Origin of the sequence: Arcticibacter sp. MXS-1 (assembly GCF_041902385.1) — a bacterium.
In the GTDB taxonomy this organism is placed as follows: domain Bacteria; phylum Bacteroidota; class Bacteroidia; order Sphingobacteriales; family Sphingobacteriaceae; genus Arcticibacter.
In genome coordinates this window covers 1,002,912-1,029,881 of sequence record NZ_CP169244.1, presented here as the reverse complement: position 1 = coordinate 1,029,881, position 26,970 = coordinate 1,002,912, and the positions used below count along the sequence as shown (strand labels likewise).

Here is a 26,970-nt window from a genome sequence, read left to right as displayed (position 1 = left end):
ATTGTTTTGTCAGATTACATTTCAATAATGGCCTTGATCACACCGGTTTCAGGTTTCAGCCAGCTTTCAAACTCATCTTTCACCTGGTCAAACTGAACGCGGTGAGTAATGTAAGTAGCAGGCTTTACCAGTCCCTGTTTCATGCAGGAGATGACGTGCCTGAAATCTTCACGTGTAGCATTACGGCTGCTCATCAACGTAGCCTCTCTCTTGTGGAATTCAGGGTGGCTCACAATCAGTTCTCCTTTCTGGAGGCCAACCAGCACATAGCGCGCGCCGTGGGCCATATAAAGAAATCCGCTGTTGATGGCCTTCTGACTGCCGGTAGCGTCAATCACGACAGTAGGGAAGTCGCCGTTGGTGATTTCGCTCAATTTAGCGTTCACATCATCCTTCAGGGGATTAATAGTGTACTCAACACTTAATTTTTCCTGACAAAAAGATAAGCGGTGGTCGTTGATGTCCATGGCAATCACCCTGCCGCCGGCAATACGGGCAAATTCCATGATGCCGAGCCCAATCGGTCCTGCGCCGATCACCAGCACAAACTCACCTTCCTTGACGTCAGCCCTTCTCACGCCGTGAGCGCCGATGGCGAGGGGTTCAACCAGGGCTAGCTCGTCTTCACTCAGGCCTTCGCCATGCAGAAGAGAATGTGAGGGCACTGAAAGATACTCTGCCATTCCTCCGTCAACATGTACCCCGCAAACTTTGATGCTGGAGCAGCAGTTGGGCTTTCCTGAGCGGCAGGCGATACACTCGCCGCAGTGAAAATAAGGGATGAAGGTAACCAGCTCACCTGGCGTGAAACCTTCAGCGTTGTTGCCCTCCACAAATTCAGCAGCCAGCTCATGACCTAAAACACGTGGGTAGGCAAAATAGGGCTGCGTCCCCTCAAATGCATGCAGGTCTGTCCCGCAGATCCCGATGCGTCGTATTTTTAAAATAGAATGATCTTTTTCTAAGACCGGCTTTTCTCTCTCGGCGTATTCAAACTGGCCCGGTGTAGTACAAATTAAAGTTTTCATTTATAGTAATTCTAATGTATTCGTTCGCTATGCATTGGCCAGAGCACGGTCAAGATGCACATATCCTCCATCCACAAAGATTAGCTGTCCTGTGGTGTGACTTGAGCGCTCAGAGAGCAGGAAGGCCGTGGTATTGGCCAGCTCTTCAGGCGTTGTCATTCTGTTTTCCAGAGGGATTTTATCAGTGATCTCCTTCAATTTCTCTTCAGGGTGTTCGAGCGTCTGGATCCACTTTTCATAAGCTGGCGTCCAGGACTCCGACACGATCACGGCGTTCACGCGGATGTTGTACTTCAGGAGCTCCACGGCCCATTCCCTGGTGAGGGCCGTGCGTCCGCCGTTTGCTGCTGCATAGGCTGATGTGTTCCCCTGGCCGGTAATACCGGTCTTCGAGCTGATGTTCACGATGGGGCCTTTCGACTTCTTCAGCTCGGGAAGCGCATAGTGCGCAATCAGGTAATAATGCACCACGTTCCGGTGTAAGGACTCCATAAAGCGCTCGTAATCGCCATTTTCAAGCCCTACTCCGTCGTTCACGCCGGCGTTGTTGACAAGCCCTTCTATCCGGCCAAATTCTGCTATCACTTCTTTCACTACCCGTTCGCATTCCTCCGGCTTTGTCAGTTCTGCAGCTACTGCAAAAGCGCGGCCGCCGGCAGCTGACACTTCGTCCAGAACTTTTTGATTGTCCTGATCGTTGCGACCCACGATAACAGGAATAGCTCCCTCTGCTGCCAGGGTTTTAACAATTGCCTTACCGATGCCCTTGGCTCCTCCGGTGACGATGATGACCTTGTCTCTCAGGTTTAAATCCATAACGTTTAGTATAAGTGCCGAACATGTGTTCTGCAGTATAAACCGCGTGACCTGCTCTGCGTTTCTTTGTTTCGATTCGTATTACTTGTTTTCTTAAAAATCATTTGTGCCATTGAGATCATCAGCCGCTTTTTAACGGCCCCTGTGAGATCACTCTTCTAAGCTCGACCTCCAGGAAGAACAGCCGACGTACTTTCAGCACGTTTGCGCGTTCTGTCATCAATGCTTTTAGCGGGAGCTTCTCCTGTCTCATTCACTCGTTTTCAATAGCCTCCCTGTGGCCGCTTTCCTGAGGGCAGGCTACAACAGAGAATATATACCCTGTTTTTACAGGGGTAGCCGTAGTCGCCATCTTCTACTATCTTGGCAATAAAGGGCATGCCCCCTGCTTTTATCCCCGCAGCCGTGAAGACGTCCCTTTATTTCTCAGTGCCACTGCCCCCCGGTTCTCTTATTGCTGCAGCGAATAGAACCGCGCAGCATTTCCTCCCCAGAACAGGTCCTGTTCCTCCTTCCGCATCTGTGCCGTATAGTTCTTTACGATACCCAGCATGCGGTCGTATCCGCCCGCCACCAGACAAACCGGCCAGTCTGATCCGAACATGACCCTGCCCGGTCCGAACGCTTCGAACACCACGTCCAGATAGGGTTTGAAATCATCCTCCTTCCAGTTCGACCAATCTGCTTCTGTTACCATACCCGAAACCTTACAGTACACGTGATCATGCCTGGCCAGCTCCCGGATATCTTCAGCCCAACCCGCAACCACGCCCTCTCTGATCAGCGGCTTTGCAATATGATCGAGCACGAACTTCTGATCGGGAAACAGCTCGGCCAGGCGCGCGGCATATTGCAGCTGGTCGCTGAAGATCAGAATGTCGTAGCTGTACCCGTATTCACCCAGGGCCTTAATTCCCCGTTTAAATTCAGGTTTTAGCATAAGGGCACGGTCCGTCTCTCCCTGAAGGACATGGCGGAAACCTTTCATCACCTTATGTCGGCAATAAAATTCAAGGCTCTCCTCCACGGTGTCTGACTGGAGGTCTACCCAGCCTACTATCCCCCTGATGAACGGATTCGCTGCGGCGAGTTGAAGCAGATAGTCGTTATGCGCTTCCGACTGGTCCGACTGCACGGCAACGCAGCCGTCCAGACCGTGACTCTCCAGGTGAGGCAAGAGATCCCCCGGCAGGAAGTCCCGCCGGATCACCCCCATATCCTCAGTTATCCAGCTGTCCCTGATGGGGTCAAAGTTCCAGAAATGCTGGTGTGAATCAATTCTTAGCATAAGCCTTTACGTTTTGACGGGCGCTCCCCAGTCCGTCTATCCCCAGTTCTACCACATCCCCGGGTTTGAGGTATACCGGCGGATTCATGCCCAGGCCTACTCCTTTAGGTGTTCCCGTAGAGATCACATCTCCGGGCAGGAGGGTCATAAACTGGCTAAGGTAAGAAATGAGGAAGGGGATTTTGAAGATCAGATCCTCGGTGCTGCCGTCCTGCATGGTTTGGCCATTTACCTTCAGCCAGAGGCGCAGGCGATCAGGATCTGCTATTTCATCAGTGGTAGCCAGGAAAGGCCCGATGGGAGCAAACGTGTCACATCCCTTCCCCTTATCCCAGGTGCCACTCCGCTCAAGCTGGAACTCCCGCTCAGACACATCGTTGTGCAGACAGTAGCCGGCCACGTAGTCCATCGCTTCCGACTCGTCTACATAGCTCGCCTTCTTTCCGATCACAAGCGCCAGTTCTACTTCCCAGTCGGTTTTTGTTGAGTTTCTCGGGATCACAATGTCATCAAAAGGACCGGCAAGCGAAGTGGTGGACTTCATGAATAATACAGGTTCCTGCGGAAGGGCAGCATTGCTTTCTTTCGCGTGGTCAGCGTAGTTCAGCCCGATACAAAGGATTTTGGAAGGACGAGCCACCGGCGAGCCCAGCCGTGTTCCTTCGGGTAGTGGCGTTAAAGAACCTCTGTTTTCTTCTACAAACTTCGCGAACCTCGCAATCCCGTCTGTTTCAAAAAATGCTTCGTTAAAGTCTTCTCCAAATGCCGAAGCATCATAGCTGACTTCGTCAATAATTACTCCTGGTTTTTCTTTGTTAAGTTCTCCGTGGCGTATTAATTTCATAGCACTGTTTCTTGATATCGTTAAATATTCAGTCTTTAGTTTCCCGCAGCCAATTCGTTTTAAAGAAAATGGATCTGCACATTGAGCGGGCCGGCGGGCAATCACTTTACCTCTTGGCTAATCCCCCGCGCAGTGTAAGATTGTTTGGCCGGCCATCGCCTTGCTTAACCGCGACGAAAGAAGTTAGGCGGGCTTCCATATCCCTCTCTTGTTGCCGGGCCGTTTCTCCCATCCAGGCTTGCCGCAGGGGCAGTCCGGCGGGAAAATGCTCAGTTATTCAGTTTGATAAACCCGCCGTCGATTGCGTAGTCGTTGCCGGTAATGAAAGAAGCCTCATCGGAACACAGGTACAAGACCAGCTTAGAGATCTCGTCCGGGGTACCCATTCGGCCTATTGGCTGGGTCTTCGACAGCTTTTCAAACATCTCCTGTTCCTTCCCTGGATAGTTCTTTGCCAGGAAGCCATCAACAAACGGCGTATGCACCCTTGCCGGCGATATGCTGTTGCAGCGGATGTTATCCTGAATATAATCTTTCGCTACCGACATGGTCATGGCATAAACCGCTCCCTTGCTCATGGAGTAAGCAAAGCGGTCGGGTAAGCCAATGTTGGCTGCAATAGAAGCAAGGTTCAGGATCGCCCCGCCTCCGTTTGCCTTCATCAGCGGTACCACTGCGAAGATACAGTTGTATACTCCCTCCACATTTACCCTGAACACACGTTCAAAGTCTTCGGAAGTTGTATTATCTGCCCTTCCTATGTGCGAGATGCCGGCACTGTTAACCAGGATGTCAATTTTTCCAACTTTCTGAAATGCTGAAACAACGTCGCCCTGTCTGGAAACGTCGCAGATAAGGGGAGAGGCTTCTCCTCCCTGTCTTTTAATTTCGTTTACCGTATCTTCTGCATTGGCAGCATTGAGATCGGCAACATATACATGAGCCTTTGCAGTGGCGAATGTAAGTGCTACAGCACGGCCAATACCGCTGCCGGCTCCTGTTACTACTGCTGTTTTGTTCTCTAAAGTAAACATACCATTTTAGTTATCTGATTCGTGATGAACGATCTTATGTCCTTTTAATCCAAAATAAAGAATGATCAGGAAGCAGAAAAGAGGAACCACATAAGCGGTCTGGATGCTTCCGGTCCGGTCTGAAATAAAGCCCATGGCTACGGGGGCAATGGCTCCGCCAATGATGGCCATCACCAGAAATGAAGAGGCGATCTTCGTTTCTTCCCCCAGTCCTTTGATTCCCAGCGCAAAGATGGTCGGGAACATGATGGACATAAAGAACGGTGTGGCAGCAAGTGCATAAACAGCCGCCGGGCCTTTTATGGAGACAGACACAATGAGCAAGACAATGCTGACAGCAGCATAAATGCTAAGCAGTCGGCCGGGCTTGATGTAACGCATCAGGAATGTGCCCACAAAACGTCCTAGCATAAATCCAACCATGGCCACCGATCCCCAGATAAAGGCAGCATCCTTCTCGCTGATATCAGCCACAAACTTGGAGTAGCGGATAAAGAAACTCCCGATGCCCACCTGGGCACCGACGTAGAATAACTGAGCCATCACCGCCATGGAAAGATGCCGGTGTCTTAGAACACGGGCCGAAAACTCGGTAGCATGCCCTTCCAGCTCGCTGTCGTCGGCCTGTACTTCAGGTAGGCGGGTGAAAATAAAGAGGACAATGAGCAGCAGCACCACTGCCGCAATGATCATGTAGGGAATCTTGACGGTATCTGCTTCATATTGCAAATAGCTGTTCAGCTGCTCAGGACTCATGAGCTGCAGGTCCTTGTCAGAATGTTCGATACCCGAAAGGATGAACTGCCCGCCAATGATAGGGGCCAGGAAGGCGCCCACCCCGTTAAACGACTGCGCGAAATTCAAACGCTGCTCTGATGTTTCCTTGTCGCCAAGAATAGAGATATAAGGATTGGCCACTGTTTCAAGGAACGTTGCTCCGCTGGCGATAATAAAGATGGCCGACAGGAAGAATGGATAATTGCGGGCTGATGCAGCCGGAATGAACAGCAGTGCTCCTACGGCGTAGAGGATCAATCCGAATACAATGCCTTTCTTATAGCCATACCGGTGCATGAAGAGCCCTGCCGGGATGGCGATAACGAAATAAGCTAGCGAAACCGAAATGTCAATGAAAGACGACTGCGTGTCGGACAGTTGCAGTGCCTTTCTTAAATGCGGGATCAGGATCGGATTGATGTTGTGCAGGAAAGCCCAGAGAAAGAACAACGATGTAACCAGAATAATCGGAAACAGGAACTGATTCTTTTTTGTCATTTCAGTTTGGTTAGTAAAAGCTATTTTATTTTCGTTTAACACCTGCAAATAAAATGAACTTTATCGAGAGTAAGATAGGCAAAACCCCGAAAAGCTGTCTGAAAAATTAGCTAATTATTATAGGATGTTAGCGCGGCGCTCGTATAAAGGCATGATGTGCCTTTCTTTCTGCTGTGCCATGCCTACTCCCATCGCTAAAAATAGTCATCTAAAGAGGGGGCTCTGCGGTGTCCTTACGTTAGCCCTGAGTTGGGCTGAGCACAGGCTGAGGGTGTACTGACCCCGGGGTGAGTCCGTCTTTTCGCTACAAAACACGGACTCACCCCGGGGGCGTATCGCCGTCACCTCGGCCTCATGTCCTCCCAGGGCCGAGTCAGGGACATCGTATTCGGAGGTTTTTTGCAGCGAAGGACTAGCCTTGAACAAGATTTGGGGCGGATTCAGGGGTATCTGGACGCGCTGTCCTCCTGGTTATGGCAGAAGGGTAAACCTCTAAAATTCTTCGCTCTGGAAATCTCCCTGCTGGTCCTGATTGCGGTTGTTCCTTTTATTACGCTGCTGCGTTTCGGTCTGGCCGAAGCGGTAACTGAATGTGAGTGTGGCCATGCGGCCAAGCATCCGTCGCCGGAACTCCCGGGTAAAGGCAGGCGTTTCGGTAACTCCTCCCCACCTGCGGGTGTTGAAGACGTCCCTGACGTTAAAGGCAATGCTCGCCTTCTTTTGCAGAACATCCATCTTTACTGCTGCATCGGCGCCAAACATCTGTCGCCCCCGTCCCTGTGCTGTTATCCTTGGGCCCATATAATTTGCGTTTAACTGGGTCGACAGGTTCAGCGGAAGGCTGATGTTTGCCGTTATGTTGCCCGTCCAGTTATACCCGCTGTTACCCTTGATCCCGAACGTCTCATTTTCAAAGATCTTGTTGTAAAACAAGTTAAAGTTGGCGGTGAGGTTAAAGCCTTTTGTGATGTCTGCTCTTCCTATAACTTCAAGACCCGCTGCCTGGTTTTTGGAAAAGTTTGCAAACTGGGTGAGCGTGGTGGTGCTGTCTATCGGCGTTTGAATCCCTTCGACTCCGTCGTTGACCTGGCGGAAATATAGAGACGATGTTAGGGTGAGCGCCTTCCAGTATTTCATATGGCTAAGCTCAAACGAATGGATGTCTTCCGGCTTCAGATTCGGGTTGCCTACGCGGATGTTGTTAGGGTCTGATATGTCGCGGAAGGGATTCACCTGCCAGCCTCTGGGGCGGTTTACCCTCCGGGTGTAGCTCAGCTGGATCTGGTGATCGTTCTTCAGTTTTTGTGTAAGAAAAATACTGGGATAGACTCTGAAATAGTCTAGCTTACCTTTCGTGCTCTGCTGGATTCCTGAGGCGGTATCCAGACTGCGGTATTCAGTATTTAAATAGGCCTGTTCAGCTCTCAGTCCAACCTGGAAACCGAAACTTTTTGTGATCTGATTCTGGTAACTGGTGTAGGCCGCATGCACGATATCTTCCAGCGAAAAATCGTTAGTAAGATTATAATCGCGGTAATACTGGTCCAGGCGGTAATTATAGCGGTCTGATACCTGCGAGTCATCACTTGTGCGAATGGTGCTTCTGTAACCCGCTTCCAGTTTTTGCTGCTGTGAGAAGGGAAGGGTATAGTCCACCTGGATATTATAGTTTTCGCCGGCCGATTCGTTCTGCGAAAGTCTTCTGTCCACGGTGTCGCGCTGTACTCCTGAGAACTGATAAAAGTCCTGATTAAACCGCTCGTCTTCATTCTCGTCACGTTTGCCGAAAGAGAAGTTCGCGGTCAGTTCTTCGCCCTGCTTTTTGAAGCGTCTGCTGAAATCAAGGCTAAGGTCATATCCATTCTCTTTTTCGTCTTCGCGGGAGTTGCGCAGACTGGTGCCGTTAAGGTCGCTGCTATAGTTGTTGTACAGGTAGCTGATGCCCTCTGTGTCCTTACCGGTTCTGAAGTTCAGGTTGCCTGATGCCCCCAGGGTGGTTTTATCATTGATGAAATAATCCATTCCGACTTTTGCCGTGTGGTTTACATTATGTCTTTTGGATTCGCTGGAATTGTTTACCACCCGCCCTGAGCCGGCAAAGAGTGTGTTATTGAAACCATTGCCTAAACGGTTGGCATAGCGATAACTGTAGTTTCCGTAGAGGTTTACCTTTCCGCTGCGGTAGCTGAGGTTGGTGCTCGCGTTGTAATTATCACGGTTTCCCATGGAAAGCGAAACGGAGCCGTTGGATCCGATCTTCTTGTTCTTCTTGAGGACGATGTTGATGATCCCTGTCTGGCCTTCGGGATCGTATTTGGCGGATGGGTTGGTGATAAGTTCAATGTTTTCGATGGAACTTGCGGGGAGCGACTGCAGCACGGCTGCCATATCGCCGCCTCCGATGGCTGAGGGGCGTCCGTCAATGAGCACCCGCACGCTGCCTGATCCGCGCAGACTGACATTGCCGTCGAGGTCTACGGAGACGGTTGGCACATTGGTGAGCAGGTCCGTGGCCGAGCCCCCTTCGCTTACGATGCTCTGATCGACGCTGAACACCTTACGGTCTACACCAAGCTGGATGGTGCTTTTTTGTCCTTGTACCACAACTTCATTCAGCATGCTTGATTTGGCCGCTGATATTTTAATCTCACCCAGTTCTATTGCGGGCTGCTGGGCAGAGACCGATACCTGATCTTTTACAAATGGTTTATAACCCACAAAGCTGACCTTCACGGTAAAAGTTCCATAGGGGATCAGCCCCAGGGTAAAGCGTCCGTCCTGATTCGTTTGTGCCGCTTTCACCGCTTTTCCTGTGCTTTTATTAATAACAGCCACCGTGGCGAAGTCGACAGGCCGCCCGCTGGAAGCGTCCAGGACCTTTCCGCTTATCTTTCCTGTTTGTGTCTGTGTGTAAGCTACTGACACATAGGTGGAAAGGAATAAAAATAAAATCGTATAAATCTTCATATCCGTCTGCTTTCTTCTGGGGCGAATGCAAAGAAAAGTGATTGAGGATAAAAGCGGGCAGGGTAACTGCATTATTACTTTGGAAGCAATTAGCTCTCGGCAATCAGGTGTCAGCATCAGCGGCTGATGTAAACGTCGCGGGTGAAGATCCGTTTCCCTTACTGGTACATGAAGAACATCCTATCTCGCAGTCCTTACTGCTATACCAGGACTGATAGCTGATTGCTGTTTTCTGAATGCTAGTCAATACTTACCGTCAGGCCTTCCTGCTGGAGTATTTTGCGGTAAACTTCGAGTTCGGTGAAGGACCCTTCCAGGATGGCACACTTGCCGTCGTTGTGGACTGTCCATGCGATTTTTTCTGCCTGCGGTTCTGAATAGTCGAGGTATTTAATGAGGCAATGGATTACGTGGTCGAAGGTATTAACCTCATCGTTCCACAGTATAAGCTTGTGGCTTGATTTTAATCCTGCCAGTACTTCTTCGAGTGTAAAGGTTTCAACTTCTGTCTCAGTTCCTGCAAAGCGAATCATCATAGCCTGCAAATTTATAGAAATGGATTGAAGGTTGAAAGCCAACCTTCAATCCATTAATTTACCTTGAAACGGTAAACTTGCCGGCCGATGCCCCCTTTGCCATCGAGTCCTTCGGTTACTACTTTATAGGTACCAGGTTCTCCTGCAGTGAAAAAGGAGACTGCTGCCTTACCGGTAGAGTCGGTTAGGACGTTTGGAGTCCAGTATACCGTTGTACGGAGGTCGGGCAAGTCCTTACTGATCTTAGGATCATCGTAGTTTGGTGCGTAAAACTCGCGGGCGATGTAATACCCCTGAGGATTGTAGGTGGTAATGCCCGGAACATACGTTTTATACGAGTAGTTAGGCTCGCCCCGTTTGGTGTTGATGACGAGTACACCGCCTCCGCCTCTCATTCCATAGATGGCCGTGTTGCCTACTGTTCGCAGGACTTCTATTGATTCCACGTCCTGCGGAACGATGGAGGTGAGGAACTCGGGATCCATATACATTCCGTCGAGGATAAGCTGCATCGGCGTGTTCGGACTCCTGGTGGAATAAGCGATGCCATTTCTGACCATTACGCCCATCACGCCCCAGAGGCACTGGTCGATCGTTACACAGTTCTGAAGTTTCTCGGCTGTGATAATGGCATCTGCATGACCGGCTCCGTTGAGATTGGCCGAGTTGCGTACAGGCTGTTTCTTCTCTACAATCTTTACCTCTTCCAGCATGATGTTGCGTCTTAACATGCCACGCTTCTTTAGCTCCTCGTAGTCCCTGTTCCGGGTTTGGAGATAAGGCATCAAGCTTGAGTTGACATTCACTTCCACGTCAGGACTATTCTTGCTTCTGGTCACCAGCTGAGGTGGTACGCGGTCGATCTCTATATCAACATTCTTTTTATCCTTTGCATTCCTGGCCTGGATCACTACTCGTGTGCTGTCTGTAAAGCTCAGGTTGTCAAACCTGAACCGGCCCTCTGTATCGGTTACCGTATCGAGGATCATCATACTTCCCTTAGAGGCCAGCAGCAGTACTTTGCCCCCGGTCACAGGTTTTCCACCCAGTGTTTTCACCCGTCCGCTAATGCTCAGGCTCTTCTCCGGCTGAAAGGAGATGCTGGGATAGGTACCTGTCAGCAGGCTTTTCCACGTAAAGCGTCTCCAGCCCTGGGTCAGCATCAGATTGTCAAGATGCCTCAGCTTTTCTTCATCGGGCTCTGTAAAATAGTAGTTCGGTTTTTCAATATAGCCCTTAAGGTCGGAGCTAAGAAGCAGATTAGACAGGATCGTCGTTTCGTTCACATCATCAAACGGAACCTTCGATTCGTTGATCACGGACAGCGACAGATTTCCTATCACCGGCTTGCCTGCAGTGTCGGCCACGTTTATCGCGAGTTTGACCTTCTCCCTGGTGCGGTACGTTGCCTTGTCAGTCGTGGCAGATAAGTTGAATGACGACGGACGGCTGATGAAGACCAGCCTCTCTGCAACAGGCTGGTATGCCGGCGAAAATAAAGTAAGCTGCAGGATGCCTGTATCGAAGCGTTTCTTGGGAATCACTGCCGACAAAGATGCGGTTGTCATATCGTTCTTTGCCACATATTTGATCTGACTGTTGGATTGTGCAACGAGCGTCACTTCTCCTTTGCCTACCAGGTCGGCAGAAGCAAGGACCCTGACGGACAGGTTGCCGGGATCGTTATTTCCGACCGAAAGTACATAGCCCGATGGCTGTGCCAGGGGTACGGCGATACGTCTCTGAGACCCGTCGGTAAAGGTAATTGTTGCGGTATAGGTCTTGCCTTCCTGAGGCGTGAGTGCAAAGAAGCCCATGCCGGCATGTTCAGACTTAAATTCAGCTACCACCGTGTTGTCCTGGTCGCGCACTTCGCCGCTTACTCCCTGGCTGAGGCCATCGGCTCGTACCGCTTTAAAGCCGACCTTGGAACGTAATCCTGTCACCAGCTGCCCGCCCTCAGGGAACAACTGAATGTCGGTTTCGGAGGAGGTTGCCTTTAATGGGAAGGACTTGGTGACGCTTGTCTTTTCGTCCAGTTTCAGTGTAGTGTTCACTCTTCCCGACTTCAGAATGAAAGGCTGGGAATTGGTAAAGTTAATGGTGAGCCTGCCCTGTGCGTCGGTTACACCTTTCCCTTTGGCAATATTCCTTGCTTCCATCTGAACAGTATATGACACTTCCTTTCCGCCCATCGGTTCTCCCTTTACGTCGGTATAGGTGATCACAGCGCCCACGTTTTCTTTCTCGCCGATCTTGTTGAACACATAGCTGGCGTTTCCGATCACCCGGGTGGTGTACGCACTCCCCACTTTAATTACTTTGTCGAAGTAGTATTCCTCTCCGAAGTTCCGCATCCAGTTGGTGTAGGAGCGAAGCCGGTAGTTACCTTCGGCCAGAGAGTCGGGCAGAACAAAGTCGCCCCATGCAAGGCCGGCAACTACAGGCAGTCGCAAACTCTTCTTGAGGGAATCCTTTTCGTTGATAAGGTCAACATAGAGGATCTTGCTCAGGTTCGACAGGGCGTTCTGTTCAGCATGAACGATGTAGGCCTTAAACCAGATGGTGTCGCCAACTGTATAGTAAGGCCTGTCAGTGTGTATATGTACTTTTTCCTGCGGAAACTCATCTCTCATTTTTGCCAGTCGCGAAAGAATGGTGTCCAGCGGATTATCCTGAGGCATAAAGGCAAATCCATATCCTGAAAGCAGCAGGATAAAGACGAACAGAAAATACCGGCTCTTCATAATGCTAATAATAGAGCCCCAATAGGTTCTTTATGAGGCTTTTGTTACTCTATAACGCACTGGCTCAGAAAGTATTTTTCCACATCATACTTTCTACGGGCCTTGTCGTTTTACGATTGTATTTAGCGTTGCCCTTTGAGTTGTAAAACGTTTCAATCTCGCCGGCAACTTCGAAGTAAATTAATTGCCCGATGGGCATTCCCGAGTATATTCTGACAGGTTGGGTGACAGAGATCTCTAAGGTCCAGGTGTTGCAAAAGCCGACATCGCCTTTTCCTGCGGTAGCATGAATATCAATACCCAATCTCCCTGTACTTGATTTTCCTTCGAGGAAGGGCACATGGAGGTGAGTTTCGGTGTATTCAACTGTGACACCAAGATAAAGGGTATTGGGCTGAAGGACAAAACCGTCTTTGGGAATCTCAAAATGTTCGATCTCATTATGAATACGGGCGTCAAGAACGCGGTTCTTATAGGTAGCCAGGTACTTTCCCAAATGAACATCATACGAGTTGGTACCCAGGCACTCACGATTGAAAGGTTCAATTATGATGCTGCCTTTTTCTATTTCTTCAAGAATGCGTTTGTCTGAGAGAATCATAATGCTAACGGTTCCACTAAATTAGGGAATATATTTTTCACTATTTCACAGCTGCTTCATTTTTTTGAAAACAGCCCTGATTTGCCTTCGTTTGTAGTATTATTGTATGTCCTTTAGAAAAGATAAATAATGGCACTTGCTTTTCAAAAGCAGCTCGACGAGAAGACAGCGTTTGCTGTCTGGAAGATTGAGGAGAGCGCGGAAGATCTGTATTCAAGGCTGCAGCTCAACAGTGAGGAGAAAGCCTACTTCGAAGGTTTGAACAACGGCAAGAGAAATCTGCACTGGCTGAGCACCCGTGTGCTGCTGAGGGAGATGCTGAATACCGGCGACTATATCGACTGTCGTGTTGATGAGCACGGTAAGCCCTATCTTGTTAACTTTCCACATCAGATTTCACTGAGTCACTCGTTTGACTATGCGGCAGTCATGATTAGCGAGGATAAGCCTGTAGGCATTGATATCGAGCTGGTGAAGGAAAAGATTGTACGGATAGAGGATAAGTTCCTCACGCCCGCCGAAGTTCAGTTCATTGATCCTTCCAACCGTATTATGCATCTTTATGTTTGCTGGTGTGCCAAGGAGGCGATCTACAAGCTGCAGGGTAAACGGACGGTGTCCTTTAAGGACCACATTCATCTGCAGCCTTTCTCCTTCGCGATGGAGGGCGAGTTTTATGCCGTTTTGGAGGCAGATCAGGTATGCAAGCAGTTTGTGGTTAAATATGAGAGCTTTCATGATTACATGATCGGCTATGTATCGGGCTGTCAGGAAATGAAAGACCCGCTACTTCAGGACGCGTTTATGAAGCAAAATGATTAACAAAAAAGTACATTTTCAGGATTGGGGACTGGTTGACTACCAGGAAGCCTGGGACAGGCAGGAAAAGTTGTTTGCATCTGTAGTGGCTGCTAAAACTTCTAACCGGAATCAGGGTACCGATAATCCTACTGATAACTATCTCGTGTTTGTAGAGCACCCTCATGTTTATACCCTTGGAAAAAGCGGGAAGCAGGAAAACCTGCTTCTTGACGAGCAGGGCCTGGAAGATCAGCATGCATCCTTCTACAAGATCAACCGGGGCGGGGATATTACCTATCACGGACCCGGGCAAATTGTTGGCTATCCGATACTGGATCTCGACAATTTCTTCACGGATATACACCTGTATCTGCGTACACTTGAGGAAGCTATTATACTGACCCTAAGGGAATACGGTATAGAAGCGGGCCGCTATCCCGGATACACAGGCGTGTGGCTTGATGCTGACAATCAAAAGGCAAGAAAGATCTGCGCCATGGGCGTGCGATGCAGCCGCTGGGTAACCATGCACGGTTTTGCTTTTAATGTGAACGCCAATCTTGGTTATTTCGGTAATATCGTGCCCTGCGGAATCGACGATAAAGATGTAACGTCTATGGAGCGTGAGCTGGGAGGCCGCGTTGATGTAGCGGGCGTGAAAGAAGTTCTGAAGAAAAACATCAGCAGCCTGTTTGGGATGGACCTTATTTAGCATTCCGTGGAAAAGAGGCTGGACATATATCGCTTACTGCTCCTCCTTATGGCTGCTGCTGCCGTAGTCCTGTATTATGTTTTCAATCCCCGGCTCGTATCATTTTTCCCCCGCTGTCCTTTTCATGAGATGACGGGATGGTCTTGCCCTGGTTGCGGCTCTCAGCGAGCATTTCATGCACTTCTCCATGGAAACCTTAGAGAGGCAGTGCAGCATAACGTGCTTTTTGCTGCCGGCCTTCCCTTGCTGGTTTTGTGGTGGGCGTTGAAACGGAGTTTCCTGAGTAAGCGACTGAACTTACCCCATATCCCACGGCTCGGGGCCTGCTTGACGATTGCTATTGTTCTGCTGTCGTTCTCTGTGTTGCGGAACCTTCCCTGGTGCTGACCAGCTTATATTTTTGAGGAGTAGTAGTTATAGTCTTTGATGACCGTTTGGAGGAAGGTGTAATCGTCCTGGCCTTTGTTCTCGATTTTCAGTGCATCTTTTACTCTTAACCCCGTCTGATGAAGCAGGGTATAATTGCCGCTCTTTTTAAAGTTCTCGAGGATTTCGTGAATGAGGGCAATATCCTTATCCTTCAACTCTGCGGCTTCAGGATAAACAGGCGTGTAGTTTTCTTCCGGGGGTATGAATGCGACCTGGTCGATCGTTTCTCTGGGTACAGTTCTGATCACGGTGGTACCGGCAACCAGATCGCCGATCCGTTGTTTCTTCTCGGTAACGGCAACCGCGATAAGGGCGCCGACATTGGAAGTAAGTGAAAAGTCGACGATCCGGAACAGCCATCTGAGTAAGTACTGTCCGATGGTAGGAGAGGTACCACTCAGCGAGATCACCCTCGTTTTCATGATACGTTTGCCCAGGCTTTGTCCGTTGAAAAATATTTCACAGGCAAGATCATATGCACCGAAAATCAAAAAGCACCCAATGATAATGAAACCAAGCACAATATCACTTGGACGTTTATCAGCCAGTGCGATGGAAATACCGAGCGCAAGAAAAAGTATAATAAACAGCGCCATGTCGATGAGGTAGCCCAGTATCCTTTCGGCCGGACCCGCTACATCGTAATGGATCTCAATATTCTGGCTGGTCGTTATTTTTATCGTGTTCATCTGCTTTGGAATGCGGCACTAATTTAAACTTTTTTGGGGATATGATTTTTGTGAGTATTTTAACTGCAAATATCTAAACCGGACGATTCAATGCGGGAAGCGTTATTTGTAAAGCAAAATTCGGAAAAATGGAAGGAGTTTGAGAAGCTTCATACAAAAGACCCCGATGTTTTGGCCGAGCGATTTATTAAGATTACGGATGACCTGGCCTATGCGCGGACGTTTTATCCCAGGTCAAAGACCACGTCTTATCTGAATGCCCTTGCCGGGAAGTTCCACCAGTCGATCTATAAGAATAAAAAAGAGAAGCGGAGCCGCTTCATTTCCTTCTGGCGATATGAATTGCCATTGCTCTTTCACAGGCACCGCAAGCACTTAATTTATTCCTTTTTGTTCTTTATGGCTTTCTGCCTGCTCGGAGCTTTCTCTGCAAAGTACGACAACCGGTTTGTGCGACTCATTATGGGCGACTCATACGTTAGTATGACCAATGAGAATATTGCAAAGGGCGATCCTTTCGGCGTCTACAAGCAGCAGGGCGAGTTCCTGATGTTCCTGCAGATTGCCTTTAATAATATCTACGTGTCATTTCTTGCCTTTGTTCTGGGGATATTCCTCAGTGTGGGCACGCTTTATAGCCTTCTCCGTAACGGTGTAATGCTGGGAGCGTTTCAGTACTACTTTTTCAGTAAAGGCCTGGGCATGAGTTCTGTTCTGGTGATTTGGATCCACGGCACTCTTGAGATCTCCGCAATTGTGATAGCTGGTGCAGCGGGACTGGCCCTGGGAAACAGTATTTTATTTCCCGGCACCTTTACGAGGCTGCAATCGCTGCAACGTGGGGCGAAAGAAGGCTTGAAAATTGTGATTGGCCTGGTTCCGATCTTTATCTGCGCCGCGTTCCTGGAGGGCTTCGTGACCCGCCACACCGGAATGCCCGGGTGGTCGTCGGCCTCAATCCTGCTCTTATCTCTTATCTTTATCGTCTGGTACGTTATTTTGTACCCGGCCCAACTTGCAAAAAAACAAACTTCACTTATAGCAGATGGAACAAAAATTAGAACTGAGGAAGAGCCGTGACTTTGGTCAGCTGATTAACGATACCTTTCTTTTCGTTAGGGAGAACTTAAAGCCACTATTGAAAGTATATTTTTCCATTTGCGGCTTTTTGCTGGTGGCCATGACCGTTGTGGCTGTCATGCAACAAAACCGGCTGGCAGGGATCCTGACAGAAGAGAGCCTTCGCCGCGATCCGTTTCAGTTTTACGGATGGGAAATGGTTTTAAGCTGGGTGCTTGTATTCATTTTTTATGTGCTCCTCTGCATTACCACCTTCTCTTACATGGGCTTGTACAAGGATAAAGGGAACGAAGCACCTACTCCCCAGGAGGTATGGGAGCAGGTAAGGTATTATTTCTGGAGAGTAAGCGGTGCTCAGCTGGTGCTGGGACTTCTGGTAGGCATCGGAATGATGTTCTGCGTGCTTCCGGGACTATACCTCTGGCCCGTTGTTACCCTGATGCTGGCCATCATGGTGATCGAGAATGGCTCTCTCACTTATTCATTCGACCGGGGTTTTCGCCTGATAAGCGGGCACTGGTGGGCTACCTTCGGCGCAATGTTTATTCTGTCGGTTGTTAGTTACGCGGTGATGATGCTTTTTGTGATGCCTTTTGGCATTGCCACGGGAGCTGGTTTGTTACTTGGTAACCTGAAGCTGTCGCTGCCTATGCTAATCGCAGCTACAGTTGTTCAATATCTTTCGCAGATACTGCTCGTGATCGTGCTGATTACAGCTGGTTTGGCCTACTTTAGTCTCGTAGAGGAAAAGGAGGGAACGTCTTTAAGCGATCGGATCAATAGCATCGGAAAAGGGGATGATGCTGCAGACCTGCCTGAAGAACAATATTAGTAAAAGTGAAAGGATCTGTATTTTTTCTTTTCTCGTATCCGAGGCTGAGGACGGCGGTAAAATTCCTCCTCATGGTTATGCTTTTGCTGCCCGCATCTCATATTAGCGGAGCTCCTGGTGTTCGTACCGACAGCTCTTTTGTCACGGTAAGGCAGTTTGATGCGAAGCGGCTGCAGGGGTATAAGGCAGACCCGGACTTTGTGTATAATGAGGAGGGCGGATCGGTTTCTCCATCATGGTGGCAAAGGTTCTGGATCTGGGTGTGGAGCTTGTTCAGAGGGCTCCAGCATTCGGTTTTTTCTACGTCGAATACCTTCTGGAATACAATCATCCTGCTTCTTGCCGCGGGGGCAGTTATCTTGCTGATCGTCAAGATGCGGGGAGTAGACCTGTCACTCCTTCTTTCCGGAAAGGCAAAACGTGTCGAAGTACCGTATCAGGAATCGCTGGAGAACATACACGAAATTTCATTTGATGAGGAGATTGACAGATCGGTGCGGGCAGGAGACTTTCGCTTTGCCGTGCGTTTGATGTACCTCAAGACCTTAAAGCGGCTTAATGACGCCGGTCGTATTAAATGGGAAGCCGACAAGACGAACTCGGATTACATTCGGGAGCTGAAACAACAGGAGCAGAGGCAGCAATTCAGTGTCCTGACAAGAGAATTTGAGTACGTGTGGTATGGCAGCTTTCCTGTTGATGCGGCAGCTTTTGAAAAGATCAGGACTTCATTTACCGGCTTTAACAAGGGGGCAGGAAGATGAAAGATCTGAGGATTTACTTGTCTGTCGGAACAGCTTTACTGGTTTTCTACCTGATTGCTCAGTATAATAAGCCGAAGCCGGTAAACTGGAAGGTCAGCTTTGAGCGGACTGACAAGATCCCCTATGGGACCTATGTTACATACAACAGGTTGTCTGATATCTTTCCAGGGGCAGCAATCCGGGCGGAAAGACAGGCACCTTACGTAGCGCTCGTGGAAGACAGTCTCATGGCTGGATCTTACCTCATCGTGGCGGAGTCGGCGCGAGTAGATGAGTATGATTTCCGTCAGCTGGAGAAATTTATGCGGAGAGGGAATAACGTATTTATTGCCGCTTATCACATGGGGAGCTACCTGACTGATTCCCTGCATCTGACTGTCAATACGGATATTCCTGCAGATAAAAGCAAGACAGTGACTGTTAATTTTGTTAATCCCGCTCTGGGAACTCCTCGCGGCTATGCATTCAATAGAGGCATCGGCAGTCAATTCTTTGGCCGTTATGACTCTGCAAAAGCAGTGGTATTGGGGGTAAATAATCACGGGCATCCTACTTTTATCAGGTATCAGTACGGCAAGGGGTACCTTTATCTGATGGCAGGTCCCTATTTCTTTACCAATTACAATATGCTTCAGCCCCGGGGTGCAGAATACGTAGCAAAAGCGCTTTCTTATCTTCCTGCGGGAAAGATGGTAATATGGGACGAGTTTTCGGTGCTTGGAGCTTTGGAAGATCAGTCGCCGATGAGTGTATTGCTCAGGTATCGGCCGCTTGCATGGGCCTATTACCTGACTCTTTTCAGTCTGGTGCTTTTTGTGCTCTATGAGGTGAAGCGGAGGCAGAGGATCATCCCTGTTATTGAGCCTCTGAAGAATGCGACAGCAGAATTCGTGGGTCAGGTTGGACGAGTTTATTATGATCAGCGGGATCATGGCGACATTGCGCGCAAGAAGGTACGCTACCTGCAGGAATACATCCGTGCGCGCTACAACCTTAAAATGGATCAGGCAGATAAGGCGTTTACCGAGCGGCTTATTTCCAGGTCGGGCTTGCCGGCCGAACTTATCTTCGAACTGATGCTGCAGGTGGGGCAGGTAAAGAAGTACCCCAGCGTTACACAGCAGCAGCTTATAGAATTAAACAAAGCGATAGAAGCTTTTTACAAGAACTCACAATAATGGAAGAAGAACTTTTTGAACAAAGGACAGATCTGAGCCAGCTGAACGCATCCGTAGAGGAAATCAGGGCTGCGCTTTCGAAGGTTATTATCGGGCAGCAGGAAATGATTGATCTGCTGATTGCAGGTATCCTGGCTGACGGTCATATCCTGATAGAAGGCGTGCCCGGAGTGGCTAAGACCCTTACGGCAAGGCTCATTGCCAGAAGCGTCGATGCGGGCTTTTCCAGGATCCAGTTTACTCCTGATCTCATGCCCTCGGATGTGCTGGGAACATCGGTATTTAATCCTAAAGAAGGATCGTTCGAGTTTAAGAAAGGCCCCGTCTTTGGGAACATCGTCCTGGTTGACGAGATCAACCGCGCTCCGGCAAAGACCCAGTCGGCATTGTTTGAAGTCATGGAGGAACGTCAGGTTACCGTTGACGGCACCACCCATAAGATGGAGCAGCCCTTTCTGGTGATTGCTACCCAGAACCCGATCGAACATGAGGGAACATACCGTTTGCCAGAGGCTCAGCTTGACCGTTTCCTCTTCAAGATCGAGGTAAAGTACCCTACCCTGGAGGAGGAAACAAAGATCCTGGTCCTTCAGCACACCCAGAGGACGGAAGACAAGGTGTTCGATTCAAAGCCGGTACTTTCGGCAGGACAGATCATCAGCTATCGCGATCAGGTAAGAAAACTTTTTGTTGAGGAGAAGCTGCTGGAGTTTGTAGCCAGGATTGTGCAGGGTACGAGGAACAACAACGCTTTGCACCTTGGAGCATCTCCAAGGGCATCACTGGCGATCGTAAACAGCGCAAAAGCCATTGCCGCCATGAGCGGGAGGGACTTTGTTACTCCTGAGGATATCGTCAGGATAGTTCCGCCGGTACTGCGTCATCGTGTCATCCTTACGCCCGACAAGGAAATGGAGGGGGTTTCGGCCGACGAAATTATCAAACAGATCATTCATAAAATTGAAGTCCCCAGGTAGGGGAGCGCTCAGTTTTGCTCATTTCAGTCAGCCCTGCCGTGAACAGTCTTTTTTCGAAATATTATTCCAGTTTGTTTTTAAACAGAGCATTGTATGCGAGCCTGGCGGCGTGTGTATTCCTGTTCGTGCTTTCGTTCTTTTTCCCCTGGCTGGGGGATATTCCGCTGCTCGCTACCCTCGTCGTCTTTCTGCTGATTGCGGCCGACATTGTTTTAATGTTCCGTCTGAACGAAGGGATTATGGGCAGAAGGTCCACCCCTGAGCGACTCAGTAATAGTGACGATAATAAAGTGGTGATCTATCTCGAAAACTTTTACGCTTTTGGAGTCAGACTGGGTATTATTGATGAGATCCCGTTCCAGTTTCAGAAAAGAGACCTTTGGATGAGCAGCTTTCTTAAGAGCAGGGAGCATAAGCTGATTGAATATTACTTGAAGCCGCTTAAGCGGGGGGAATATGAATTCGGATCTTTACATGTCTATGTCCGCTCACCTTTAGGACTGGTCAGCAGGCGTTACACATTTGATCAGGCGGTTACCGTGCCCGTATACCCCTCATTCCTTCAGATGCGGAAGTACGAGCTGATGGCCCTGAGCAACAGGCTTGACGAGCTTGGCATCAAGAAGATCAGGCGTCTCGGGCACAGCATGGAATTTGATCAGGTTAAGAATTACGTAGCAGGCGATGACTACCGCACGGTGAACTGGAAGGCAACAGCCCGAAGGGGCGAACTGATGGTGAATTCGTATATTGACGAGAGGTCGCAGCACGTCTATTGCGTTATTGATAAGTCGCGAGCGATGAAGATGCCATTTGATGGATTAAGTTTGCTTGACTATGCCATCAACGCCTCCCTGGTGCTTTCTGATATCGCCCTCATTAAGGACGATAAGGCAGGCCTGATTACGGCTTCTGAAAAGATAGGGTCGGTGGTCCCTGCCGACAAAGGCTCGCGACAGCTGAAAAAGATACTGGAGGTGCTTTATCGGGAGAAAACGCGCTATCTGGAGATAAATATGGAAGCGGTATATAGCACCATCAGGGCAACTGCAAAGCAAAGGAGTCTGATCGTATTCTTCACCAACTTCGAGAGCATGGCTGCAATGGAACGGCATCTTCCCTTTTTGAAGAAGATAGCACGCTTTCACCTCCTGCTGGTGGTCTTCTTTGAGAATACCGAGTTGAAGAGGCTTACTGAAGAACCGGCCAGGGATGTCGAGGAAATTTATATTAAGACGGTGGCAGAAAAGTTTGCTTTTGAGAAGAAACAGATTGTCCGCGAGCTCGCGCAACATGGCATTCAATCTATTCTTACTTCACCCGCACAGCTTACAGTAAACACCATCAACAGCTACCTGGCCATCAAGGCAAGGCAGGCTATTTAGTCCGGCCCCTCATGCTGGAATCGCCGCAGCTTATCATGGATCGTTAAATACCTCTTTTCAAATAAAGAAAAACCTATCTTCTGCTTTGCTTGTAGTAGCTATTATCAGAACCAATGAAAAACGAAATAGCTATGAAAAATCTATACATTGACTTTTACCAGGCGGATCACCTGTACGCCTGACAATCTACCTCACATTGGATATCTAACAACTAATTTTTCTACTTATGAAAAAACAAAGATTTGCTGTCTTTATTAAGGCGGCAATGCTCAAAGCTCTCACCATCCTGTTATTGGCGGGCGTTTTAAGCACCTTCTATTTTCAGGCCCGTGCCTCTGTTCAATCAGGATTGGCTGCAAGGGCAAGAGTGCAGGTTACCGGAACTGTAACATCAGCTTCGGGAGAACCCTTGCCAGGAGTGAGTGTCAAGATCCGCGGATCTGCTTCCGGGGCCTCTACCGATATTAACGGCCGCTTTTCGCTTAATGTACCCGATTTGAACGCTGTTCTGGTATTCTCCTACATCGGTTTTACTACAAAAGAAGTGCCACTTAACGGGCAGGCCACGATTACTGTCCAGCTGGCCGAGGAGGCTACCGCCCTGAACGAAGTGGTGGTGATCGGTTATCAGGCCGTGCGGAAACGTGATCTTACCGGTGCAGCTTCTGTGATCAACACAGCGCAGGCGGGAAGGGTAGCTACTAATTCGGTGGCCGAATCCATTCAGGGCCTGTCGCCCGGGGTGACAGTACGCAACACAGGTGTGCCGGGAGAAAACGCCTCTATCCAGATCAGGGGGTAGCGAGCTTCCTGAATACGGACCCTCTTTATGTGATTGACGGGATGATCGCTGATGCAAACGTGACGATCAATAATAACGATATCGAATCGATACAGGTGTTGAAAGATGCCTCAGCTGCTGCCATCTACGGAGCGCGCGCTGCAAACGGCGTGGTGATCATCACGACCAAGCAGGGCAGGGAGGGGCCAGCCAGGGTGGGATGGTCCGCAAGATATGGAACCCAAACGGCTTATAAAAGATGGGACCTGATGAACAGCACCGAGTTCGCTGCCACCTTCAGGACCATGTACCAAAATTCGGGTCGACCGGTTCCGGCAAGCGCAGCGGAAGCTACCTTTAATCCTGCAATTAATACCGACTGGCAGGACGAAGTTCTGCGGACGGGGAGCAATCAGGACTATAACCTTACTATTTCCGGCGGGTCGAAGACTGGTACTTACCTCATATCAGGCAGCTATTTCGACAATAAGGGGTACACCGAAGGCAACAATTTCAACAGGGCGAGCTTGAGGATCAATACCAAGAGTCAGAAAGGCATCGTAACTTTTGGTGAAAATCTGCTCATTACCAACTCCAATATCAACGAGCCGGGAAACAACGATTTTAACCCCTTCTATGATATGCCCCAGCTGCTTCCGGTTATCCCGGTGAGGGGGCCGGAATATGTAAGCTCTGCGAATCCGGGTGGGTACGGTGTAGGAACCGATGCCGCCCCTACCTTCGGCCTGAATCCGGTAGCAGTAAGGGAGCTTTCTACTTTGCAGAATAACTACGCGCGTATAGTGGGGAATGCATATGTAGATGTGAAGCTGACCAACTGGCTGAACTATCGCTTCAATGCAGGGCTTGAGGCAAGTTTCGACTTAATGAAAAATGTTCGCAAAGTCGGCGTGTTCAGGTACAGACCGTCTATCTACCCAAGTTCTGTGAATGAAGAGCGTGCACGCTACACCAACCTCCTGCTTGAACACACTCTGAATTTTAACAAGACTTTTAACGATGTGCACAGCCTGAACGGGGTGGTAGGATTTACCCAGCAGCAGGTCAAGAGGGAAACGACAGCTGGCGGGCGTACCAACCTCATTCAATACGCTGGTAATTACTTTACAACCGTTGGGTCTGCCACCGGTACGATGGTATCAAACGGTGGAGTACCCGACGACTATCGGATCCAGGGATTCCTTGGGCGCGTCAATTACAGCTATGGAGACAAGTACCTGCTTACGCTAACGGGACGTGTTGACAGGGACTCCAGGTTTGGTAAGAATAACCGGACGGGTTTTTTCCCTTCAGTTGCCGCTGGCTGGAGAATCAGCAAGGAAGAGTTTTTTAAGGCTGACTGGGTGTCCGATCTGAAGCTTAACGCTTCGTATGGCAAGCTGGGCATTGTCGTAACCAATCTCGGCTCGTGGCCTTACTCGTCATTTATTAATAATAATCCCAGAGCAGTGTTCGGGGTGGATCAAGGCCAATACGTCGGCGCCTACCAGGCTCAGCTGGCGAACCCGGATATCAAGTGGGAGGAAAGGGTTCAGCAGAATATTGGCATCGACGCAGGCTTTCTTAGTAACAGAATTACCGCCGAGTTTAATATTTACAACTCCTTGTCAAAAGATGCGCTCCTTAATCTCGATGTTCCAGGGTACCTCGGAAACCTGCGTGGAAACCCATACGTCAATACTGCATCCTTACGGAACAGGGGTATTGAACTTGCGGTTACCTACAGGAGTACACCCAATAAAGACTTCAAATGGGACGTAACCGGTAATATTACCACAATAAAGAATAAGGTGGAAGAGATCAGCGGAGAGAAGGGAGTGAATTTTATTTCGAGCGGAAATACCAGATCACAGGTGGGAAGGCCTGTTGGAGAGTGGTACGTCATCAGGTCGGCAGGCTTGTTCCAGAGCGCCGAGGAGGTGCAGAACTATAAAAACTCTGAGGGGACGGTGATCCAGCCCTACTCAAAGCCGGGAGACATCAAATACATCGACCAGAATGATGACGGACAGATTAACGCGAATGATCGTGTGTTCGCCGGATCCCCCTGGCCATCCCTTCAGGCCGGAGCGCAGTTCAATGCAAGTTACAGGGACTTCTCCTTAAACCTGCAGTTTGTAGGGGTATTCGGTTACAAGATTTACAACGACGTAAGAAGAGTAATGGATAGCTATCAGAATACCAACTTCAGGCGCGACATTAGTCCATGGTCTGAATCGAACAGAGGAACCAGCGATCCCCGCCTCGGTTATCAGGAAGGCGATCTCGGCATTGACTACAATAACAGGAGTGATACCGACCGCTGGCTGGAAAACGGATCGTATGTCCGCCTGAGAAATGTGGAGATTGGATATAGTCTGCCGAAAGCTGCCTTGAGCCGGGTGAAAATTAACAATGCCCGAGTCTTTCTCAGCGCGCAGAACCTGTTTACAATCACGGGTTACTCAGGCCTGGATCCTGATGTAACTGGCGCAAATATTCAGGAGCGGGGGGTAGATAATGGACATTGGCCTGCTGCCCGTATTTTTTCTATCGGCTTTACAGGAGAATTTTAAAAGGGAATGTACTTATGAAAAAGAATATTATCGTCATCCTTGCCTGTTTTCTAAGTTTGGCAGGATGCAAGGATTATCTGGACGTTGAGAATCCGAATCAGATAGGGTCCGACATCTATTGGACGACAGCTGAAGACGCCCTGGGAGGAGTCAATGCGATTTACAGCACTCTTCACCGTACGCCTATCTCGCGGTGGATGCCTTTTTACCTGGTCATCCGGTCTGATGAAGGGACGAGCAGAAGTCCGGCCAGCGACATTGTGAACAATATGGATCGCTTCCAGATCACTGACTATAACTACGGGAATATGTATGGTATCTGGAACGATAACTATATCGGTATTTTCAGAGCTAATCAGGTGATTGATAATGTGCCTGCAATTACAATGGAAGAATCGGTAAAACAGCGATATCTGGGAGAGGCGAAATTCTTGCGCGCCCTCTTTTACTATAACCTGGTTAACCTCTGGGGCAGGGTCCCGCTGATGCTAAAGACCTCTAATGTCAACGATCTGCCTGTCTCTTCCTCTGCAACAGAGGTGTGGGCACAGGTTGAACAAGATCTAAGGGACGCAGCCGCAGGTCTGCCTGTCTCATATGCTGATGCCGATAAGGGCCGGGCAACCAAAGGCGCTGCCTATGCCTTGCTGGCAAAAGCGCTGATGCAGCAGCAGAAATACAGCGAAGCACTCACCCCGCTGCAGTGGCTTGCTGAGGGGGAGGGAAAGTCCGTGTATAGTTTGATGGCCGACTATCGCGACAACTTCAGGGTATCCACCGAGAATAATGCAGAGTCAGTGTTCGAATGGCAGTTCTCTGAAAACCCTGCCGAGACGGGGGATGATGATACCGAAACGCCCAATCAAAATACAGGCAGCTCACTTCCCCAGTTCTGGGCACCTCCTGAGATTGGTTTTTCGGATGGAGAGGCACTTCGCTGGGTGATCCATGAATTCACCAGAGAGAATACAGCTGCCGGAGGGCGCGATCCCCGTCTTGCAGCATCTTTCCTCTACGATTCTACCGATGTTCGTGGCCCTGAATTTACCACTTTCTATGGCAGAACGTTTGCAACCTTGTACCCCAATAATGCCAACAGGGACAGGGCCTGGTTCCGGAAGTTCCTGAACGATCACTGGAAGAGCGTTGAAGGATTCCGTTCGCCCAATAACTGGAGGTTTATCCGCTATGCTGACGTTCTTCTCATGTATGCCGAGTGTTTGAATGCTACCGGAAATACGGCCGGTGCTTACCGTTACGTTGATCAGGTCAGGCAGCGTGCCGGCCTTGCCCCCTTGTCAACAACACGACCGGGCCTGACGCAACCTGAGTTCCTGCAACAGCTCAAACACGAACGTATAACTGAACTGAGCGGGGAAGGCCACCGTTGGGCTGATCTTGCCCGCTGGGGCGATCTGGGACCTCAGCTCGCTCCGAGAGATCCTGCATTTTCAACTTTTGTGAAGGGGCGCAGCGAGTTCCTGCCGGTGCCGCAGCGAGAGATTGACCTCAATCCGAATTTGAGTCAGAACCCCGGTTGGTAGTCCTTTTAATTCCTGACCCGGCAGCCCGGGTCAGGAATTTCTTCGTGTCGTTTTCAGGCTATTGGAATATAATCGGTATTTTGGCG

The 26,970-nt window shown here is 49.4% G+C and carries 24 protein-coding genes; 12 read left to right on the top strand and 12 right to left on the bottom strand.

Annotated elements, in window-relative coordinates:
* Positions 1-14: 14 nt before the first annotated feature.
* The 11 genes from ACES2C_RS04275 to dcd all read right to left on the bottom strand — a co-directional run bounded on the left by ACES2C_RS04275 (position 15) and on the right by dcd (position 13,136).
* Positions 15-1,028, bottom strand: coding sequence for a zinc-binding alcohol dehydrogenase family protein (locus ACES2C_RS04275; RefSeq protein WP_374165768.1), 1,014 nt, complete (start codon positions 1,026-1,028; stop codon positions 15-17).
* A 27-nt stretch (positions 1,029-1,055) separates the two neighbouring features.
* Positions 1,056-1,844: an SDR family oxidoreductase gene (locus ACES2C_RS04270; RefSeq protein ID WP_374165767.1), complete on the bottom strand. Its 789-nt coding sequence runs from the start codon at positions 1,842-1,844 to the stop codon at positions 1,056-1,058.
* Between the two features lie 121 nt (positions 1,845-1,965).
* The gene (locus tag ACES2C_RS04265; RefSeq protein WP_374165766.1) at positions 1,966-2,097 is read right to left on the bottom strand and encodes a hypothetical protein; all 132 of its coding nucleotides are present in this window, start codon (positions 2,095-2,097) and stop codon (positions 1,966-1,968) included.
* A 198-nt stretch (positions 2,098-2,295) separates the two neighbouring features.
* Entirely contained in the window at positions 2,296-3,132 is an 837-nt protein-coding gene (locus tag ACES2C_RS04260; RefSeq protein WP_374165765.1) for an amidohydrolase, read from the bottom strand.
* Complete coding sequence (locus ACES2C_RS04255) at positions 3,119-3,976, bottom strand: fumarylacetoacetate hydrolase family protein (RefSeq protein ID WP_374165764.1); 858 nt, start codon at positions 3,974-3,976, stop codon at positions 3,119-3,121. The genes ACES2C_RS04260 and ACES2C_RS04255 overlap by 14 nt, the downstream gene beginning before the upstream one ends.
* Positions 3,977-4,245: 269 nt before the next feature.
* Complete coding sequence (locus ACES2C_RS04250; protein ID WP_374165763.1) at positions 4,246-5,010, bottom strand: SDR family NAD(P)-dependent oxidoreductase; 765 nt, start codon at positions 5,008-5,010, stop codon at positions 4,246-4,248.
* A 6-nt stretch (positions 5,011-5,016) separates the two neighbouring features.
* Complete coding sequence (fucP, locus tag ACES2C_RS04245; RefSeq protein ID WP_374165762.1) at positions 5,017-6,285, bottom strand: L-fucose:H+ symporter permease; 1,269 nt, start codon at positions 6,283-6,285, stop codon at positions 5,017-5,019.
* A gap of 492 nt (positions 6,286-6,777) precedes the next feature.
* On the bottom strand, positions 6,778-9,252 hold the full coding sequence (locus ACES2C_RS04240) for a TonB-dependent receptor domain-containing protein (protein WP_374165761.1): 2,475 nt from the start codon (positions 9,250-9,252) through the stop codon (positions 6,778-6,780).
* 239 nt (positions 9,253-9,491) lie between these two features.
* On the bottom strand, positions 9,492-9,788 hold the full coding sequence (locus ACES2C_RS04235) for an ATP-dependent Clp protease adaptor ClpS (protein ID WP_374165760.1): 297 nt from the start codon (positions 9,786-9,788) through the stop codon (positions 9,492-9,494).
* A 53-nt stretch (positions 9,789-9,841) separates the two neighbouring features.
* Positions 9,842-12,535 carry a TonB-dependent receptor gene (locus ACES2C_RS04230; RefSeq protein ID WP_374165759.1) on the bottom strand — a complete coding sequence of 898 codons (2,694 nt, stop codon included), beginning with the start codon at positions 12,533-12,535 and terminating at the stop codon, positions 9,842-9,844.
* Positions 12,536-12,599: 64 nt separating this feature from the next.
* The gene (dcd, locus tag ACES2C_RS04225; protein ID WP_374165758.1) at positions 12,600-13,136 is read right to left on the bottom strand and encodes a dCTP deaminase; all 537 of its coding nucleotides are present in this window, start codon (positions 13,134-13,136) and stop codon (positions 12,600-12,602) included.
* A gap of 129 nt (positions 13,137-13,265) precedes the next feature.
* Between dcd and ACES2C_RS04220 the strand changes: the two genes are divergently transcribed.
* From ACES2C_RS04220 to ACES2C_RS04210, 3 genes are read left to right on the top strand one after another with little or no spacing between them, the layout of a single operon-like run.
* Positions 13,266-13,958, top strand: a complete 693-nt coding sequence (locus ACES2C_RS04220) for a 4'-phosphopantetheinyl transferase superfamily protein (RefSeq protein WP_374165757.1) — start codon at positions 13,266-13,268, stop codon at positions 13,956-13,958.
* Entirely contained in the window at positions 13,951-14,649 is a 699-nt protein-coding gene (lipB, locus tag ACES2C_RS04215) for a lipoyl(octanoyl) transferase LipB (RefSeq protein WP_374165756.1), read from the top strand. Before ACES2C_RS04220 ends, lipB begins: the two co-directional genes overlap by 8 nt.
* 48 nt (positions 14,650-14,697) lie before the next feature.
* The gene (locus ACES2C_RS04210; RefSeq protein ID WP_374165755.1) at positions 14,698-15,036 is read left to right on the top strand and encodes a DUF2752 domain-containing protein; all 339 of its coding nucleotides are present in this window, start codon (positions 14,698-14,700) and stop codon (positions 15,034-15,036) included.
* 5 nt (positions 15,037-15,041) lie between these two features.
* Here ACES2C_RS04210 and ACES2C_RS04205 read toward each other — a convergent pair whose 3' ends face one another.
* Positions 15,042-15,767, bottom strand: a complete 726-nt coding sequence (locus ACES2C_RS04205; RefSeq protein WP_374165754.1) for an RDD family protein — start codon at positions 15,765-15,767, stop codon at positions 15,042-15,044.
* Positions 15,768-15,857: 90 nt separating this feature from the next.
* On the opposite strand from ACES2C_RS04205, the gene ACES2C_RS04200 reads away from it, so the two are divergent.
* The 9 genes from ACES2C_RS04200 to ACES2C_RS04160 all read left to right on the top strand — a co-directional run bounded on the left by ACES2C_RS04200 (position 15,858) and on the right by ACES2C_RS04160 (position 26,884).
* Positions 15,858-16,847: a stage II sporulation protein M gene (locus tag ACES2C_RS04200; RefSeq protein ID WP_374165753.1), complete on the top strand. Its 990-nt coding sequence runs from the start codon at positions 15,858-15,860 to the stop codon at positions 16,845-16,847.
* Positions 16,813-17,679 carry a hypothetical protein gene (locus tag ACES2C_RS04195; protein ID WP_374165752.1) on the top strand — a complete coding sequence of 289 codons (867 nt, stop codon included), beginning with the start codon at positions 16,813-16,815 and terminating at the stop codon, positions 17,677-17,679. The genes ACES2C_RS04200 and ACES2C_RS04195 overlap by 35 nt, the downstream gene beginning before the upstream one ends.
* A gap of 71 nt (positions 17,680-17,750) precedes the next feature.
* The gene (locus ACES2C_RS04190) at positions 17,751-18,443 is read left to right on the top strand and encodes a DUF4129 domain-containing protein (RefSeq protein WP_374165751.1); all 693 of its coding nucleotides are present in this window, start codon (positions 17,751-17,753) and stop codon (positions 18,441-18,443) included.
* A complete protein-coding gene (locus ACES2C_RS04185; RefSeq protein ID WP_374165750.1) occupies positions 18,440-19,621 on the top strand; it encodes a DUF4350 domain-containing protein in 1,182 nt (393 codons plus the stop codon). Before ACES2C_RS04190 ends, ACES2C_RS04185 begins: the two co-directional genes overlap by 4 nt.
* Positions 19,621-20,598, top strand: coding sequence for an AAA family ATPase (locus ACES2C_RS04180; protein WP_374165749.1), 978 nt, complete (start codon positions 19,621-19,623; stop codon positions 20,596-20,598). The genes ACES2C_RS04185 and ACES2C_RS04180 overlap by 1 nt, the downstream gene beginning before the upstream one ends.
* A gap of 71 nt (positions 20,599-20,669) precedes the next feature.
* Entirely contained in the window at positions 20,670-21,983 is a 1,314-nt protein-coding gene (locus ACES2C_RS04175; protein ID WP_374165748.1) for a DUF58 domain-containing protein, read from the top strand.
* 226 nt (positions 21,984-22,209) lie between these two features.
* Positions 22,210-22,785 carry a carboxypeptidase-like regulatory domain-containing protein gene (locus ACES2C_RS04170; protein WP_374165747.1) on the top strand — a complete coding sequence of 192 codons (576 nt, stop codon included), beginning with the start codon at positions 22,210-22,212 and terminating at the stop codon, positions 22,783-22,785.
* Entirely contained in the window at positions 22,701-25,340 is a 2,640-nt protein-coding gene (locus ACES2C_RS04165; protein ID WP_374166905.1) for a SusC/RagA family TonB-linked outer membrane protein, read from the top strand. The genes ACES2C_RS04170 and ACES2C_RS04165 overlap by 85 nt, the downstream gene beginning before the upstream one ends.
* Positions 25,341-25,354: 14 nt before the next feature.
* A complete protein-coding gene (locus ACES2C_RS04160; RefSeq protein ID WP_374165746.1) occupies positions 25,355-26,884 on the top strand; it encodes a RagB/SusD family nutrient uptake outer membrane protein in 1,530 nt (509 codons plus the stop codon).
* Positions 26,885-26,970: the final 86 nt, after the last annotated feature.

Coding starts and splice junctions, on each gene's coding strand:
- ACES2C_RS04275 (WP_374165768.1), bottom strand. CDS start 1,028: ATGAAAACTTTAATTTGTACTACACCGGGCCAGTTTGAATACGCCGAG.
- ACES2C_RS04270 (WP_374165767.1), bottom strand. CDS start 1,844: ATGGATTTAAACCTGAGAGACAAGGTCATCATCGTCACCGGAGGAGCC.
- ACES2C_RS04265 (WP_374165766.1), bottom strand. CDS start 2,097: ATGAGACAGGAGAAGCTCCCGCTAAAAGCATTGATGACAGAACGCGCA.
- ACES2C_RS04260 (WP_374165765.1), bottom strand. CDS start 3,132: ATGCTAAGAATTGATTCACACCAGCATTTCTGGAACTTTGACCCCATC.
- ACES2C_RS04255 (WP_374165764.1), bottom strand. CDS start 3,976: ATGAAATTAATACGCCACGGAGAACTTAACAAAGAAAAACCAGGAGTA.
- ACES2C_RS04250 (WP_374165763.1), bottom strand. CDS start 5,010: ATGTTTACTTTAGAGAACAAAACAGCAGTAGTAACAGGAGCCGGCAGC.
- fucP (WP_374165762.1), bottom strand. CDS start 6,285: ATGACAAAAAAGAATCAGTTCCTGTTTCCGATTATTCTGGTTACATCG.
- ACES2C_RS04240 (WP_374165761.1), bottom strand. CDS start 9,252: ATGAAGATTTATACGATTTTATTTTTATTCCTTTCCACCTATGTGTCA.
- ACES2C_RS04235 (WP_374165760.1), bottom strand. CDS start 9,788: ATGATGATTCGCTTTGCAGGAACTGAGACAGAAGTTGAAACCTTTACA.
- ACES2C_RS04230 (WP_374165759.1), bottom strand. CDS start 12,535: ATGAAGAGCCGGTATTTTCTGTTCGTCTTTATCCTGCTGCTTTCAGGA.
- dcd (WP_374165758.1), bottom strand. CDS start 13,136: ATGATTCTCTCAGACAAACGCATTCTTGAAGAAATAGAAAAAGGCAGC.
- ACES2C_RS04220 (WP_374165757.1), top strand. CDS start 13,266: ATGGCACTTGCTTTTCAAAAGCAGCTCGACGAGAAGACAGCGTTTGCT.
- lipB (WP_374165756.1), top strand. CDS start 13,951: ATGATTAACAAAAAAGTACATTTTCAGGATTGGGGACTGGTTGACTAC.
- ACES2C_RS04210 (WP_374165755.1), top strand. CDS start 14,698: ATGGCTGCTGCTGCCGTAGTCCTGTATTATGTTTTCAATCCCCGGCTC.
- ACES2C_RS04205 (WP_374165754.1), bottom strand. CDS start 15,767: ATGAACACGATAAAAATAACGACCAGCCAGAATATTGAGATCCATTAC.
- ACES2C_RS04200 (WP_374165753.1), top strand. CDS start 15,858: ATGCGGGAAGCGTTATTTGTAAAGCAAAATTCGGAAAAATGGAAGGAG.
- ACES2C_RS04195 (WP_374165752.1), top strand. CDS start 16,813: ATGGAACAAAAATTAGAACTGAGGAAGAGCCGTGACTTTGGTCAGCTG.
- ACES2C_RS04190 (WP_374165751.1), top strand. CDS start 17,751: ATGGTTATGCTTTTGCTGCCCGCATCTCATATTAGCGGAGCTCCTGGT.
- ACES2C_RS04185 (WP_374165750.1), top strand. CDS start 18,440: ATGAAAGATCTGAGGATTTACTTGTCTGTCGGAACAGCTTTACTGGTT.
- ACES2C_RS04180 (WP_374165749.1), top strand. CDS start 19,621: ATGGAAGAAGAACTTTTTGAACAAAGGACAGATCTGAGCCAGCTGAAC.
- ACES2C_RS04170 (WP_374165747.1), top strand. CDS start 22,210: ATGAAAAAACAAAGATTTGCTGTCTTTATTAAGGCGGCAATGCTCAAA.
- ACES2C_RS04160 (WP_374165746.1), top strand. CDS start 25,355: ATGAAAAAGAATATTATCGTCATCCTTGCCTGTTTTCTAAGTTTGGCA.